Origin of the sequence: Cohnella sp. SGD-V74 (assembly GCF_003001675.1) — a bacterium.
In the GTDB taxonomy this organism is placed as follows: Bacteria; Bacillota; Bacilli; order Paenibacillales; family Paenibacillaceae; genus Cohnella.
This window is the reverse complement of record NZ_PVYW01000025.1, coordinates 1-16,098: the sequence shown is the minus strand read 5'-3', so window position 1 is coordinate 16,098 and position 16,098 is coordinate 1. Positions and strand designations below refer to the sequence as shown.

At 58.0% G+C, this 16,098-nt stretch carries 13 protein-coding genes; all 13 read left to right on the top strand.

The window, feature by feature from the left end:
* The first annotated feature begins 7 nt into the window (after nt 1-7).
* The gene (locus tag B0G52_RS29415) at nt 8-841 is read left to right on the top strand and encodes a purine-nucleoside phosphorylase (RefSeq protein WP_094049997.1); all 834 of its coding nucleotides are present in this window, start codon (nt 8-10) and stop codon (nt 839-841) included.
* A 138-nt stretch (nt 842-979) separates the two neighbouring features.
* On the top strand, nt 980-2,074 hold the full coding sequence (locus B0G52_RS29410) for a BMP family lipoprotein (RefSeq protein WP_233163187.1): 1,095 nt from the start codon (nt 980-982) through the stop codon (nt 2,072-2,074).
* Nucleotides 2,075-2,111: 37 nt separating this feature from the next.
* Entirely contained in the window at nt 2,112-3,656 is a 1,545-nt protein-coding gene (locus B0G52_RS29405; RefSeq protein ID WP_094049996.1) for an ABC transporter ATP-binding protein, read from the top strand.
* Nucleotides 3,653-4,729, top strand: a complete 1,077-nt coding sequence (locus tag B0G52_RS29400) for an ABC transporter permease (protein WP_094049995.1) — start codon at nt 3,653-3,655, stop codon at nt 4,727-4,729. Before B0G52_RS29405 ends, B0G52_RS29400 begins: the two co-directional genes overlap by 4 nt.
* A gap of 1 nt (nt 4,730) precedes the next feature.
* Nucleotides 4,731-5,690, top strand: a complete 960-nt coding sequence (locus B0G52_RS29395; protein ID WP_094049994.1) for an ABC transporter permease — start codon at nt 4,731-4,733, stop codon at nt 5,688-5,690.
* 74 nt (nt 5,691-5,764) lie between these two features.
* The gene (locus B0G52_RS29390) at nt 5,765-7,633 is read left to right on the top strand and encodes a bifunctional metallophosphatase/5'-nucleotidase (protein WP_094050102.1); all 1,869 of its coding nucleotides are present in this window, start codon (nt 5,765-5,767) and stop codon (nt 7,631-7,633) included.
* 160 nt (nt 7,634-7,793) lie between these two features.
* Nucleotides 7,794-9,947 (top strand): bifunctional 2',3'-cyclic-nucleotide 2'-phosphodiesterase/3'-nucleotidase, encoded by a 2,154-nt coding sequence (locus tag B0G52_RS29385; protein WP_094049993.1) that lies wholly within the window; start codon nt 7,794-7,796, stop codon nt 9,945-9,947.
* Nucleotides 9,948-9,990: 43 nt separating this feature from the next.
* Complete coding sequence (locus B0G52_RS29380) at nt 9,991-12,117, top strand: bifunctional 2',3'-cyclic-nucleotide 2'-phosphodiesterase/3'-nucleotidase (protein WP_094049992.1); 2,127 nt, start codon at nt 9,991-9,993, stop codon at nt 12,115-12,117.
* A 104-nt stretch (nt 12,118-12,221) separates the two neighbouring features.
* A complete protein-coding gene (locus B0G52_RS29375) occupies nt 12,222-12,878 on the top strand; it encodes a cell division ATP-binding protein FtsE (protein ID WP_094049991.1) in 657 nt (218 codons plus the stop codon).
* Nucleotides 12,865-13,734 (top strand): cell division protein FtsX, encoded by an 870-nt coding sequence (locus B0G52_RS29370; RefSeq protein WP_094049990.1) that lies wholly within the window; start codon nt 12,865-12,867, stop codon nt 13,732-13,734. Before B0G52_RS29375 ends, B0G52_RS29370 begins: the two co-directional genes overlap by 14 nt.
* Nucleotides 13,727-14,680 (top strand): hypothetical protein, encoded by a 954-nt coding sequence (locus B0G52_RS29365; protein ID WP_094049989.1) that lies wholly within the window; start codon nt 13,727-13,729, stop codon nt 14,678-14,680. Before B0G52_RS29370 ends, B0G52_RS29365 begins: the two co-directional genes overlap by 8 nt.
* Before the next feature lie 20 nt (nt 14,681-14,700).
* On the top strand, nt 14,701-15,597 hold the full coding sequence (locus B0G52_RS29360; RefSeq protein WP_094049988.1) for a hypothetical protein: 897 nt from the start codon (nt 14,701-14,703) through the stop codon (nt 15,595-15,597).
* Between the two features lie 113 nt (nt 15,598-15,710).
* Nucleotides 15,711-15,902, top strand: coding sequence for a hypothetical protein (locus B0G52_RS36765; RefSeq protein ID WP_094049987.1), 192 nt, complete (start codon nt 15,711-15,713; stop codon nt 15,900-15,902).
* Nucleotides 15,903-16,098: the final 196 nt, after the last annotated feature.

Here is a 16,098-nt window from a genome sequence, read left to right as displayed (position 1 = left end):
GAAACAGATGAATAGCCAGTATCGGGAACGAGCGGGACAGGCGGCAGATTTTTTGCGCAATAACATAACAAATAATTCTAAAATAGGAATAATATTGGGATCTGGATTGGGAGATTTGGCGAACCGGCTGGAGCAGCCGACCCGGATCAAGTACGGCAGCATTCCCGATTTTCCGACGTCGACGGTTGAAGGGCATGCCGGTCAGATCGTGAGCGGCTCGCTGCAGGGAGTTCCGGTGTTCGTCATGCAGGGACGATTCCACTACTACGAAGGCTATGCCTTGCAGGACGTCACTTTCCCTGTGCGCGTCATGAGCGAGCTGGGCATTTCCGATCTGATCGTCACGAACGCAGCGGGGGGCATTTGCGAAGATTTCGAGCCGGGAGATCTGATGGCGATTACCGATCATCTCAATCTGATCGGGAACAATCCGCTGATCGGACCCAATGTGCGGGAATGGGGGCCGCGTTTCCCGGATATGTCGAACGCGTACAGCCGGGAATTGCTGGAGATCGCCAGAAACTCGGCCCGGTCGCTGGGAATTCGGCTGCAGGAGGGCGTGTATGCCAGCTTGTCGGGTCCGACGTACGAGACGCCTGCGGAGATTCGCATGCTCAGAAAGCTCGGCGCGGACGCAGTAGGCATGTCCACCGTGCCGGAGGTGCTGGTCGCCCGCCACATGGGAATGCGCGTGCTCGGGTTGTCCTGCATCACCAACATGGCCGCCGGAATCACGAATGACCCGCTGACGCACGACGAGGTCGTTCAGACCTCGGAGAAGGCGAAATCCCGGTTTACGGCGCTGATCGAGTCGGTGCTGGAAAATATGTTGTCCGAATGAGAAACGGATTTCGCAGTGGACCCGTGAAGGAGGTGAGGCTGCGAGTCCGGGTCGCGAAGAAAGGGCGTCGTCTCATGGATCGTGCAGCGGTCGATACAACTTCCAGCGTTAGCTGAAACCATTCAAGGGGGAAAAACAATGAAGTTTTCAATTCGCCATTCGAGGAAAAAGTGGATGACCTATACGGCTGTGTTCGCCATTGCGTGCATGATTGCGCTGACCGGCTGCGGCCAAGGGAATTCCAGCGAGGGAGCGGCAAGCCCGTCGTCCCAGCCGCCGAGCGCGTCGTCCGAGTCGCCAAGTTCCAGCCCGTCGGCTTCGGGCCAAGGCTTGAAAATCGGCATGGTCACGGATACCGGGGGCGTTAACGACAACTCCTTTAACCAGAGCTCCTGGGAAGGACTTCAACAGTTAAGCCAGGAGACAGGCATCGAAGTCAAGTATTTGCAGAGCAAGGCGGACTCCGATTATTTGCCCAATCTGAATCAATTCGCCAAGCAAAACTACGATTTGACCTGGGGCATCGGGTATATTATCGCCGATTCTATGAAACTGTCGGCCGAGCAGAACAAGGATGCGAGATTTGCCATCATCGACAACGTCGTGGAGATGCCGAACATCCAGTCCGTAACGTTTGCCGAGCACGAAGGCTCTTTCCTGGTCGGAGTGGTCGCCGGACTGACGACGCAATCGAACAAGGTCGGCTTTATCGGCGGCCTGGAAATTCCGGTTATCAAACGTTTCGAGGCGGGCTTCAAGGCCGGCGTAGCCGCCGTCAATCCGAATGCGACGGTCAGCGTGAACTACACCGGCGCTTTCGACAAGCCCGACCTGGGGAAAGCAGCCGCGGCCACCCTGTACAACGACGGAGTGGACATTTTGTTCCATGCCGCAGGCTCGACCGGGAACGGGGCGTTTAACGAGGCGAAGGATCGGGTCAAGAACGGCCAAAAGGTGTGGATGATCGGCGTGGATAAGGATCAGTCGCTTATTTTTGGCAACGAGGTCACGCTTACCTCGATGGTCAAACGGGTCGACGAAGCCGTCAAGCTGGTATCCAAGAGCGTAATCGACGGCACCTTCCAAGGCGGAACCGTACTGTCGCTCGGACTCAAAGACAACGGAGTCGGCTTGCCGGCGGACAATCCGAACCTGTCTCAGGAAGTGTTGGATAAGGTCGAGGAATACAAGGCGAAAATCGTCAGCGGCGAAATCGAGGTGCCGACGGAATAAGGCCGGCAGACTTTACAAGAAACAAGGTGGTTTCAAAATGCAGCAGACAAAAGTTGTTGACATGAGAGGCATCACGAAGCGGTTTCCCGGAATTACGGTCAACGACGGCATAGATTTAAGCCTGCTCCAGGGCGAAGTCCACGCCATTCTCGGGGAGAATGGCGCGGGCAAGTCGACGCTGATGAATATTCTGTTCGGCCTCTATCAGCCCGACGAGGGGGAAATCCGAATCCACGGCAAGCCCGCGCTCATCGACAATCCGAACACGGCGATTCGTCTGGGCATCGGGATGGTGCACCAGCACTTCAAGCTGGTGCAGCCGTTCACGGTGGCCGAGAATATCATTCTCGGCAGCGAGCCCCGCCGCGGATTCTCGATCTCCTACCGGGAGGCCGTGCGCCGGGTCGAGGACTTGTCCCGGCAGTACGGGCTGAACGTCGATCCGAACGCGAGGATCGAGGAGATTTCCGTAGGCATGCAGCAGCGCGTGGAAATATTGAAAACGCTTTACCGCGGCGCGGACATTCTCGTCTTCGACGAGCCGACAGCGGTGCTGACGCCGGACGAGATCGAAGAGCTGCTGGACATTATGAGAAGCCTGGTCCGGCAGGGCAAGTCGATTCTTCTGATCACGCACAAGCTGAAGGAGATTATGGAGATCGCCGACCGCGTAACCGTCATCCGCAGAGGCAAAGTCATCGGCAACGTGGCGAAGGCGGAGACGAATCCCTCGCAGCTGGCCGAGATGATGGTCGGCCGCAGCGTATCGATGGCGATCGACAAGAAGCCGATAGAGCCGGGCAAGCCGGTGCTTCAGGTGGAGCGGCTCGTGGTGAAAGGCCGCGAGGGCGCTCCGGCGGTGAACGGGATCAGCTTCACGGTGCGGGAAGGCGAAGTCGTCGGCATCGCCGGCGTGGACGGGAACGGGCAGAGCGAGCTGATTCAGGCGCTGACCGGTCTGAGGAAGGCGGAGAGCGGCGAGGTGCGCTTGATGGGGGCCGACATTACGAATGCGGCTCCCCGGGCAATATCGGAGACGGGGATGGGCCATATCCCGGAAGACCGTCATAAGCACGGGCTTGTGCTCGATTTCTCCTTGCGGGAAAATATGGCGCTCAGGACGTACGACAAGAAGCCGTTCAAGAGGTACGGCTTGCTCGATTATGCGGCGATCGATAAGCATGCGCAGGAGCTGGTCGAGCAATTCGACGTGCGCTGTCCGGACATCTATACGCAGGCCAGGGCGTTGTCGGGAGGCAATCAGCAGAAGGCGATTATCGCCAGGGAGATCGAGAAAGGTCCCGAGCTGCTGATCGCCGCCCAGCCGACGCGGGGCCTGGACGTCGGGGCGATCGAGTACATTCACCGGCGCATCGTGGAGCAGCGGAACAAAGGGAAGGGCGTGCTGCTCGTTTCCTACGAGCTGGATGAGATTTTGAGTCTGTCGGATCGGGTGCTCATCATTTTCGACGGCCAAATCATAGGAGAGACGAGGCCGGAGGAGACGAACGACCGCGAGCTGGGCTTGCGGATGGCCGGCAGCCGGCTTGATAAGGATGCGGAAAGGAGCCATGCAGGATGATCGACTGGAAACGATGGTTCATCAAAGACAACGCAGCGATTCCGTTATTGGCCATTTTATCCGGTCTGTTATTCGGCGCGTTCGTGATGCTGCTAGGAGGGTTCAATCCGATTGACGCCTATTCCCACTTGTTCAGGAACGTTTTCGGCAGCCCGTACGATTTCGGAGAGACGATTCGCCAGGTTACGCCGCTTATTTTCACAGGCTTGTCCGTTGCTTTTGCCTTCCGTGCAGGGCTATTCAATATCGGAGCCGAAGGGCAGTTCGTCATGGGGATGACGGGGGCTTCGATCGTCGGCGTCCTGCTGGAGGCGCCGTGGTATATTCATGCTCCCCTGGCGCTTGCGGGCGGCGCTCTGCTGGCAGGGCTGTGGGGCGGACTTGCGGGATTTCTGAAAGCCAGATGGGGAATCAACGAGGTCATCACGACGATCATGCTGAACTGGATGGCGCTCTATCTCTCCAACTATATCGTCAGAGCCTTCCTGCTGGAGCCGAAGCAGCAGCGGACGTACCTGATCCACGATTCGGCGAAAACGAGCATGGCGTGGCTGTCCGAGCTGTTCGGCAGCGCGCGCGTGCATTGGGGAATCTTCTTTGCTTTGCTGGCGGCCGTCCTCTGCTACGCGTTCCTGTGGAAAACCGGCCAAGGGCTCGAGCTGCGGGCCGTCGGCCATAACCCTCATGCCGCTCAATACGCGGGGATGAACGTGAAAAGAAACGTGACCAAAGCGATGTTCATCGGGGGCGTGTTCGCGGGACTGGGCGGGGCGTTCGAAATATTGGGCGTGTTCCATTATCAGGTCATCGCGTCCGCGTCGCCGGGGCTCGGCTTCGACGGGATCGCGGTCGCCTTGCTGGGCGGCAACCATCCGCTCGGCGTCGTTCTGGCCGCGCTGCTGTTCGGGTCGCTGTCCTACGGCTCGGCGGGAATGAGCTTCGGGGCCGACGTGCCTCCGGAAATCATTCGCATCATTATCGGATCGGTGATCTTCTTCGTCGCATCGCCGGGAATCATTCGCTGGGCGATGGGTCTATTCGCCCGCAACCGCAAGCGGAAGGAGGTCGCCTAGGATGAGTGTTCTCATCACGATAAGCGAAATGTTCAATACGACGCTCGTGTTCTCCACCGCCCTGATCTTCGCGGCGCTGGGAGGACTGATCTCGGAGAAGTCCGGCGTAATCAACATCGGACTGGAGGGCTTGATGATTGCGGGAGCGTTCGCCTCCGCCGTAGCCGTCATTTTCGCGGAAGACGCGAAGCTGGGAGGAGCGTCTCCCTGGCTGGGCCTGATCGCGGGCGTTCTGTTCGGCATCCTGTTCGCGCTGATCCATGCCGTGTCTTCCATTACGTTCCGGGCCAACCAGGTCGTCACCGGCGTCGTCGTCAACTTCCTCGCGCTGGGAATCACGGTGTATCTGGTGAAGCTGATCTTCGGAACGGGCGAGACACGCACGCTGCATCATGTTTTCACGAAAATCCATGTGCCCGGGCTGTCGGAAATTCCCGTACTGGGCAAGGCGCTGTTCGTCGCTTACCCGACAACCTATCTCGCTCTTCTTCTCGTAGGCGTCGTCTACTACGTTCTCTACAAGACGCCCTTCGGATTAAGGCTGCGGGCCGTAGGGGAGCATCCCGGCGCGGTCGATACGATCGGCGTGAACGTCAACCGCCTGCGGTATATCGCGGTGCTGCTTAGCGGCGCGTTGGCAGGGCTCGGCGGAGCGACGATTACGCTGACGACTACAAGCAATTTCGCTCACAACTCCATATCCGGGCAAGGCTTTATCGCCCTGGCCGCCATGATCTTCGGCAAGTGGAATCCGGTTGGCGCGATGTGCGCGGCTCTCTTTTTCGGCATTGCCCAAGCGCTTAAAAATCAAATTCAGCTGTTCCCGTTCGCGGATCAAATCCCGACGGAGTTCATTTTCATGCTCCCTTACGCTCTGACGATTCTCGTGTTGATCGGGGCGGTCGGCAGAGCCCATCCGCCTTCGGCGCTGGGGGAAGCGTATTATCCCGGGAAAAGGTGATCGCCGGGTTCCGGGACCGGCTTGGTGAACCGCGGTTTCATAGAATCATTAATAGAGGAGAGGTTCGATTGAACATGCGCAGAAAATTCATCGTTACATCCCTTGCTCTTGCCGCGTCTTTGACGCTGGCCGGATCGGCGTTCGCCTATTCGCCAAGCGCCGTCAATCACGCCGACTGGATGGCGGGCAAAGGCATCGTCCAAGGATACGGTTACGGAGACTTGGCGCTTAACCGCAGCATTACGGTGGCGGAAGCTCTCGCGTTGATCGCCAGGACGCAGGGGCTGGAAGTCGAGAGCAAGCCCGGCAATTGGTCCAACGGCTACATGCATTGGGCTCATTCGCAAGGGGCCGTCTCTCAGGCGGAGCTGACGTCCGGCAACAAAACCGCGGACGCGGCGCAACTGAAGCGCATCGCCGAGAAATTGGGCTTGAAGGTCGCGCTTCCCGCGGCCGGCAAGGTGACGAGGGGACAGTTCCTGCAAGCTTTGGGCGCGGCGGTGACTACGCACGTGACGATCGCCCATACGAACGACGTTCACGGTCATATTCAGGAGGACAGCTTCAACAAGGAGTTCGGCTACGCCAAGATCGCCACCTTGATCTCGGAATGGCGCAAGGAAAACCCGAACTTCTTCCTGATGGATGCCGGCGATACGTTCCAAGGAACCATCTACGCCAACCAGTTCCAGGGCGAGGCGCTGCTGCCGATTCTGAACGCCCTTGAATACGACTTAATGGCGGCAGGCAATCACGAGTTCGACTTCGGCTACGAGCAGCTGCTGAAGCTGCGGGATCAACTGGATTACCCGATGGTCAACGCCAACGTGTTCAAAGCGGACGGAACCAATCTGCTCATCCCTACCTACACGGTGAAGGTCGGGGAGAAGACGTTCGCCGTGCTCGGCCTGGTGACGGAGGAAACTCCGATCGTCACGCATCCGAAAAACGTAGTCGGACTTACATTCAAGGACCCGGTGGACATTGCCAAGGACTTGGTTCCGAAGCTGAAGAAGGATGCCGATCACGTCATCGTCGTCTCCCACGTCGGCCTCGAAGTCGATCGGGAAATCGCGCGCAGCGTGCAGGGCGTCGATCTGATCATCGGCGGCCACTCTCATACGCCGGTCAGAACGCCGGAGAAGGTTAACGGCACTTATATCGTCCAAGACTGGGAATACGGCAAATCGCTCGGACGCGTCGATCTGACGTACTACCGGGATGAGCTGGTTCACTTTGACGGCGGACTGGTCGAGTACGACGAGACCGTTCAGGCCGATCCGAAAATCGACAAGCTCGTTCAGGATGTGCTGAAGAAAGTGGACGAGTCGATGAACGTCGTCATCGCCAAGACGGAGGTGGATCTGATCGGAGACCGGAAGTTCATTCGCGCCGGGGAAACGAATCTGGCGAACTATATTACGGACGCGCTGCTGGCCAAGACGCAAGGCTTCAAGGGACATGAGGCCGACGTGGCGCTCATGAACGGCGGAGGCTTCCGCGCCGGCAAGGCGAAGGGCGAGATTACGAAAAAGGATCTGTACACGATTTTGCCGTTCCCGAACACGCTGGTCGTGCTCGAAGCGACGGGCGCGGATATCGTGCAAGCGCTCGAGAACGGCATCCGGGGCGTAGACAAAACGGACGATCTTCCGGGAGGCTTCCCGCAGATTGCCGGGATGTCGTTCTCCTACGATGCAGGCAAGCCGGTCGGATCGCGCGTGCTTGAAGTGAAGGTCGGAGGGAAGCCGATCGATCCGAAAGCCGTGTACAAAGTGGCGACGAACGACTTCCTGGCGGTCGGGGGAGACGGATACGATTCCTTGAAGAAGAGCAGCTTCTTCAATAGCGGCTTGACCTTGTACGACGTCGTCGAAGAGCGGCTGATGCAGGACAAGACGATTAGTCCGGCGACGGATGGCCGCATTACTTCCGTGAAGTAGCGGGCGGGGGGCTGTCCCATAAGTGGTACGTACAAAATTATCGATGGAAAAAAAGGGGCGCGCCTATCTATCGATAATTGTTCGATACGTCTCTTTTACTTATGGGACAGCCTCTTTTGCTGTAAAAATCGATTGCATCCATCATTGGGAGGGTATACCTATGAAATTCGTCAATCGCATGCGCAAAAGCAGTCTTGCCCTGAGCGTCGGCCTGATGCTGTCCGTACCGATCTCCTCTTATTCCGCGCAGGCGGAGGAGGCGGCCGTCGCCAACGTTCGCTTGATCGAGACGACGGACGTCCATGCCAATTACGTCAATTACGACTATTACCAGGACCAGGAGACGAACGAGTTCGGCTTGGTCAAAACGGCGGAGCTGATTAAACAGGCCCGCCAAGAGGCGAAAAACAGCCTGCTGTTTGACAACGGCGATCTGATTCAAGGAACGCCGCTTGCGGATTACGTCGCCAAGGTCGACGTCCTGCAGGACGGGGAGACTCATCCGGCGTACAAAGTGATGAATCTGATGAAGTACGACGCCGGCAACATCGGAAACCACGAGTTCAACTATGGTCTGGATTTTCTGCATACCGCGCTTGCCGGAGCCGACTTCCCCTACGTCAACTCGAACGTATACGTCGACGACCGCGATTCCAATCCCGATAATGACAAAAATCTGTTTACGCCCTACGTCATTCTCGATCGCACGATCGTAGACGAGAACGGAGCCGAGCATCCGCTGAAGGTCGGCGTCATCGGATTCGTTCCGCCCCAGATCATGCAGTGGGACAAAGCGCATCTGGAGGGTAAAGTCGTCGCCAAAGATATCGTGGAGTCGGCGAACAAGTTCGTACCCGAGATGAAAGCGGCCGGGGCGGACATCGTCGTTGCTATCCCCCATTCCGGCATAGGCTCCGTTGCAAGCGGATTCATGAAGGAAGACGCGACCTACGACCTGTCGAAGGTAAAAGGGATCGACGCGATCCTGTTCGGCCATACCCACAGCGTATTTCCGAGCGAGGAGTACGCGGATATTCCGGGCGTCGACATCGCCAAGGGAACGATCAACGGCGTCGCGGCCGTCATGCCGGGATTCTGGGGCAATCACGTCGGCATCGTCGACTTGAAGCTGGAGAAGAAAAACGGCAAATGGACCGTTGTCGACCGGCAGACCGAAGCCAGGCCGATTACGGACGAAGACGGGAATCCGCTGGTCGGCCGCGACGAAAGCCTGTTCCATGCGGTGCAGGACGACCATGAGGCTACGCTGGACTACATTCGCGGTCCGGTAGGCAAAACAACGGCTCCGATCAACAGCTACTTCTCGCAAGTACAGGACGATCCGTCCATCCAGATCGTCAACAACGCCCAAATCTGGTACGTGGAGAAGCACATTCAGGGTACGGAGTACGAGGGGCTTCCCGTTCTGTCCGCAGGGGCGCCGTTCAAGGCCGGCACGCGGGGAGAGGTCACGTACTACACCGATATTCCGGCGGGGACGATCGCGATCAAGAATGTAGCGGACCTGTACCTGTATCCGAATACGCTGAGCGCGGTGCTGCTGAACGGAGCGCAGGTCAAGGACTGGCTGGAAAAGTCGGCCGGACAGTTCCTTCAGGTCGATCCCGCGAAATCCGGCGAACAGCCGCTGGTGAACATGGACTATCGTTCCTACAACTTCGATGTCATCGACGGGGTCGAATATCAGATCGACGTCTCCAAGTCGGCGAAATACGATAAGGACGGCAACGTGGTCAACAAAGAAGGAAGAATCGTTCATCTGACGTTCAAGGGCAAGCCGGTGAAGCCGGATCAGAAATTCATCGTCGCGACGAACAACTACCGGGCCAACGGCGGAGGCAAATTCCCGGGACTGGACGGCACCAACGTCATCATCGCCTCTCCCGACGAAAGCCGGCAGATCATTATCGATTATATCCGGGAGCGGGGCACGATCAATCCTTCCGCGGACGGCAACTGGTCCTTCGCTCCGATCAAGGGCCAAGCGACGATTACGTTCGAAACTTCCCCGAAAGGGCAGAAGTATTTGAACAAGCTGCCCGGGGTTGCCTACATGGAGACGCTGAAATCCGGATTCGCCAAATACTCGATCGATCTGTCCGGGGAGAAGGCGGTCCCTGCCGGCAAGCCCGGCGGAGCGGGAGATACCGTGTACGTCGTGAAGTCCGGAGATACGCTCTCGCATATCGGACTGAGGCACGGAATCGAATGGCGCCGTCTGGCGGAGTACAACAAGCTGCAAAACCCTCATTTGATCTATATCGGTCAGAAAATCCGCATACCCGGAAAATAGACAGAGCAGGACGGCGTAAAACATTTCAAGGGGGAAATCGTCAATGTTGCTCAAAAAAATAGCCGGAGCCGCCGTTGCGGCAAGCTTGCTGCTCGGCTCTCCGATCGGAATCGGGAAAACGCACGCGGAAGAGAGCGAGCACAAGCTGGAGATCATGGCTACGACGGAGATTCACGCGCATCTGATGCCTTACGATTATTTCCGCGACGCTCCGGACGAACAGCTTGGCCTCGCCAAAACCTATACGCTGGTGAAACAAGTAAGGGAACACAATCCGAATACGCTGCTGTTCAATACGGGCGACAACCTGCAGGGGGCGATTATCGGCGAGCATGCGGCCATTCTCCGACCGCTGGCGGAAGACGAGCCGAATCCGATCATCGCCGCGATGAACGAAATGAACTACGACGCCGTCAACATCGGCAACCACGAATTCGACTTCGGGCTGGATTTTATGCACCGGTCGTTTGAGGACGCCAATTTTCCGATCATCAACGCCAATCTCTATCATGCGGACGAGAGCGGCAAGCCGGGGGAAAACTATTTCACGCCCTATGTGATGCTGGACCGGGTGATAGACGGTATTCCGATCAAGATCGGCGTGCTGGGGGTCGCTCCTCCCGGCATTACGATCTGGCACGCCGACAAGCTTGCCGGCAAGATCGTCGGCGAGCCCGTACTCGACACGGTGGAGAAGTATCTGCCGAAAATAAAAGCCGAGGGCGCCGACCTGATCATCGTTAATCTTCATGGCGGCAAGCGGCTGGAAGACGGCAAAAACGCGACGATTAACGATCGCGGCGAGCATTCGCTCTATTTCCTGGCCGAGAAGTACAAGGACGATATCGATGCAATCGTCTTTGGGCATGAACAAAGCATCTTCCCGGGAGACGAAGACTACGACGAGGTGGAGGGGCTGGACAACAAGAACGGCCTCATTCATGGAATTCCTTCCGTTATGGGCGGCTTTGCCGGAGATCACCTTGGCGTTATCGAATTAAAGCTCGTCCACAACGAGGGGAAATGGCAGGTGACCGGGGGCTCTTCCCGAAACGTGCCCGTCGAGGAGACGACGGAAGCGGCGCCCGAGATCGTAGAGGCGGTCAAGGCCCGCCACGAGCAGACGATCGATTACGTACGCAACTCCATCGGCGTCTCGGAAGTGCCGCTTAACCACTTTTTCTCCCGCGTGCAGGATTCGAGAGCGACGCAGTTGATCAATCTCGCGCAAGTATGGAAAGGGGAGCAGATTTTAAGCCGCACGGAGTACAAGGATCTCCCGATTTTGTCCTTGGCGCCGCCTTTCCGCGCGGGGCGGTCCGGACCGTCGGAATATACGAATATCGCTCCGGGTCCCGTATCGGTAAGCGCTATAGCGGATTTGTACATGTACGCGAACACGCTGTACATCGTTAAGCTGAACGGCCGGCAGGTCATCGATGTTCTGGAGCAGTCGGCGGAAAATTTCAATCAGATCGATCCGAGCCTTACGGAGGAGCAGGAGCTGCTGTCCGCGGAGCCTCCGTACAATTTCGATCAAGTGTACGGCCTTCGCTACCAGATCGACGTAACGAAGCCTGTCGGGCAGCGGATCATCGATCCGACCTATGAAGGGCAGCCCGTGACGGAGCAGATGGAGTTCGCCGTCGTGACGAACAACCACCGCGCTTCCGGCGGCGGGAATTTCCCGCACATGGACGGGACGAATACGATTTACGCATCGGACGACGCCAATCGCGACGCTCTGATCGAATACGTGACCGAGATCGGGACGATTGCCGCCGGGGAACCGGGCTGGCAGATCGTTCCCGTGAACACGGCGGGGCCGGTCGTCTTCAAGTCCTCTCCTTCGGGGCGCGAGGCCATTCAGAACGCCGGCCTGACCAACGTATCTTACGTGGAAGAGCGGGACGGCTGGGGAATTTACCGATACCATTTCGAAGATTTGTTGGCCCAGGCTTCCGCAGGCTCCGCGCAGGAAACGGAAGAGGCCGCGGCCAGCGAACCGGCGGAACAAGCCGGGGCGCAAGCGCAAGCGGACGAATCCCACAAGACGAAATCCGATACGCTGCTTTACGCGCTGATAGGCGGCGGCGCGGTTGTAGCGGCGGCGGTGGCGTATCTGCTCTTCAGAAGGCGCGCCAACCGCAAGCGCCAATCGCTCCTGTAATCGAAGTGTCGACCAGCCGCACATAAACGCATCTAATCGAAGGAGCTGTAATCCGCAAGGGGACAGCTCCTTCCTTGCCATGCGACGGAGGCGAACGCAGCATAATGATCGAGATAGAGAATTTGGTGATCGGATACGGCAGCCGCAAAGTCATTGACGGACTGAATCTGGTTTTGGGGGAAGGCGAGTTCGTTTACTTGCAAGGAGGCTCGGGATCGGGCAAAAGCACGCTGTTGAAAGCGCTGTATCGCGAAATCGACCGTTATGAAGGTTGCATCCGCATCGACGGGCGGCCGTTGAATAGTCTGCCCAAGCATGTAACGCGCAGGCAGCTCGGAACGATCTTCCAGGCCTATGAGCTGCTCGCCAAGAAGACGGCGCTGGAGAACGTCAAATTGGCCGGCGAAGTGCTCGGCATGGCGGAGGCGGAGATCGAAGCCAGAGCCCGAGAGCTTCTGGAGACGGTCGGGCTGCTTCCGGCGGCGGATCGTTATCCGGCCGAGCTGTCGGGAGGGGAACAGCAGAGAACGGCCATTGCCCGCGCGCTGCTGAACCGTCCCCGAATTTTGCTGGCGGACGAGCCGACGGGAAATCTGGATTCCGGCAATGCCGCCCGCATTTTGCGGCTGCTGCAGGAAATCAATCGGAAGCACGGCGTCACGATGCTCGTCGTCACCCATTCCGATACGCTTGTACGGACGCTGCCGGCAAGAACGCTGGTCATGGAGAACGGCAAGGTGAGAGATCATGTCCATTGTTAAGTATTACGCAAGAGACTCCGCCGCGGGATTGATCCGCAATGCCGGCGCATCCGCCGCGGCCGTGCTGCTGATCTTGATTTCCCTGTCCGTTACCGGGGCCGCGTATCTGTTCAAGTCGGGCGTCGATGACACGCTCCGCTATTTGGATTCGCAAGCGAGAATCAAGCTGTTCGTGGAGCCTTCGGCGGATGCCGGCGAGATCGCGGCGCTGCTGGAGAGCAAAGCGTTCGTCCGATCGGCGGAGGTCGAGACCGGAGAGCAGACGCTGAGCAAGCTGAAAGGGTTGTTTGCAGGGAAAGAGCATTTGTTCGAAGCTTTCCGCGAGGGCGACTTCCCGGATGCGATCGTGGTCGACTTCGCCGATCAGAGTCAAGCGGCGCTGGCGGTCGAGGAGTTGGAGCGCGTTCCGGGAATAGCCGACGTCATATACGCCCAGCGGTTCGCGGAGTCCGTGCAGATTTGGTCGGAAGCGGCCAAGCGTTACGGGGGAGGCGGACTGGCGATTATGGCCGCCGTGACCTGCCTCACCGTGAACATCGCCGTTAATCTCTCCCTGTATCGGCGCCAGCAGGAAATTAGGGTCAAGCTGCTGCTCGGAGCGAAGGAGAGCCATGTGAGAGGGCAATTTTGGCTGGAGGGCGCGATCTTGGGGGTGCTTGGCGGCCTGCTCTCCTGTCTGGCGATCTACTTTCTGTACAACTTGGTTTTGTATCGGATACAGCTCCAGTTCAGCTATGTGTTCACCCTTCGCGCGTCGCTCCTGTATGCGACGATGACCGGGCTTGTTCTCGGCGGGGCGTGCATCGGGCTGGCCGGCGGTTATTTCTCGACAAGGCGGCTGATCAAGCATGCGTAGAAAAATCGCGCTGGCCGTTGCGCTTGGAATGGCGGCTCTGTGGAGCCTCGCTCCGGTTCAAGCGCATGTGGCGGGGACGTTCGGAGATTTCCTGCTCGGAATCCGGGAAGGCTCGGAGGAGGAGCTGAGGATCGAAATGCAGAAGACCGCCGAGGAGATCGCGCGGCTCGCGCCGCAGACGGAAGAGCTCCAGCGGCAGTATTCGGCTCGTCATCCGGAAGCGGTGGAGCGGCTCCTTTTCTATCATTCGATCGGGCTGGATACGTATATGGAATTTCTCTTGGGGTCGGACGACTTGATCGATCTGCTGGCCAATCAGAGAATCGTGGAAAAACAATTGAAGGGGTACCTGGACGAGCTGAACGGGCTGTATCTTCAATTCAAGCAGTTGGAGTCCATGCGGGACGCCTTGGAGGGCCATCGGAAGCTGCTGGAGATCATCGGGAAAAATCTTCAGGGACGAGAGGAGTTTCTGCGGCAGCACGCGCATCTTCAAAACCGTCCGGGGCTGTTGGCGAGAGCCGTCCAATATCAGTGGGCGTACCGAACGGGGCTTCTCGGGACTTTGTTGGAGAGAGACCATTTCCATGTGCGGGAACGGATGGAGGATTTCGTAACGGCCGATGCGGAAGGCTTCCGTCTCGAAGAGGAGCAGTTTAACAAGCAGGCTCTCGTGACCTACTATTTTCGCCCCGATCACGTCTACGTTCATTACGAGACGGAGGAAGCCCAAGTTATTCTCGTCGGCATGTTCGTCAAGAAAGACGACCATACGGCAAAGCTGCAACTGGAGGCCGGATTCGTGGACGGCATGAGCGTCGGGCAGAACATTCTGAACGAGCTGATTACGGTCGAAATCGATTATTCCGCATTAAACCCGGATTCGGACGGTTTTTCCATTGAACACGCCAACGGTTCCGTCCTTTTCCGGGAAATCGGGCGTTAGCAAGCAACGGAGGGGATGCTATGAAAGCCAGGTTTGGTATGGCGATGCTCGGATTATTGCTGGCTGTCGTCTGGTTCGGTTCCAGAGGTTACGCGCATGTGACCAACGAATCTTCCGTCTACGAGGATCTTGAGTTCTCGGAAGCCAAGGAGCAAGTGTTGCTGTTAAGCGGACTGAATCTGTTCCCGCATGACAAGGGGGTCCAGCTTTTCCGGCCGCAGGAGAAGCTGACGAGGGCGGAGTTGAACCGCTGGGTCGCCAACTTCAATGCGCACAACGGGGGCGATCTCGAAGCCGCGAAAGACGAGGAGGGGAACGCGACTTATGAAGACGTGTCCCGTGCGTTTTTCGGCGGACGGTTCATGCCCGACAATCGGAATGCGGAGCTGACCAGAGAGGAGTTTGCGGCCTTCGTTGGAGCCCGTCTGCACGAACAGGTGGACGGTCGAACGCTGTTCGACAGGGCGGGATTAACGAAAGGACCGGCCGGAGCGATCGAGGACGTGGTTGCGCAGCGGGAAGGAGAAGGGGCCGCAGCGTATGACGCGTATCAGATCGCTGTCCAGGGCAAGCGGTATCCGCTTCACCCGCATCCCAAGGTGCTGTTCGGCAGTCCCGATGCGCGGGAATGGAAAGGCCGCACGGTTGCCGAGTCGTGGTACCGGGAGGAGGCCGGGAATGGGGACGGGAGCGGTCTGGCGATCATCATGCTGGAGCGGGAGAGCGGCAAGGAGACGGAAGCGGGAAGCCATTCGGCGAGCTCGCATCAGGCGGAAGACCACGTCCACCCCGAAGAGGAGGGGAAAGCTTCATTTCCCATTCTGCCGATCGCCGGCGCAGGGGCTGTCGTTGCTCTTCTCGTTTGGCTGGGGGTTAGGAAGCTTAATTCCGGTGCAGACAGCAAGGACGGCATGTGATAAACTACTGGTAAATATACGATTCGGTCGTGAAGCACACGCCGCTCGCATTCCCTTGTGGGAATGCCGGGCGGCTTTTTGTTTTTTCCGGCCGCATGAAGGGGGAGTTGGCCATGGAGATCGATCACGATCGGTTGTTCAAGACGCTGTTGCGCACCTTTTTCAAGGAATTCATCGAATTGTTTTTCCCGGAGGTGGCGGAGGCGCTCGATTTCGAGCATGTCGCGTTCCTGTCCGAAGAGGTGGTGACCGATTTGACGGGCGCAAGAAAGGGAGAGTCGACCTGCTCGTCGAGACGAGGCTGAGGGAAGAGGAGGCGGTCATTCTCGTGCACCTGGAGCCGCAGTCTTATCGGGAGGAGGAGTTCGCCGAGCGGATGTTTATTTACGCGTCAAGACTGTATGAAAAGCATCGCAAGCCGATCGTGCCGATCGCGGTGTTCAGCCATCGGTCGAAAGCGGCTGAACCGGACTCGTTCCGCTGGAAGCTGCCGTTCAAGGA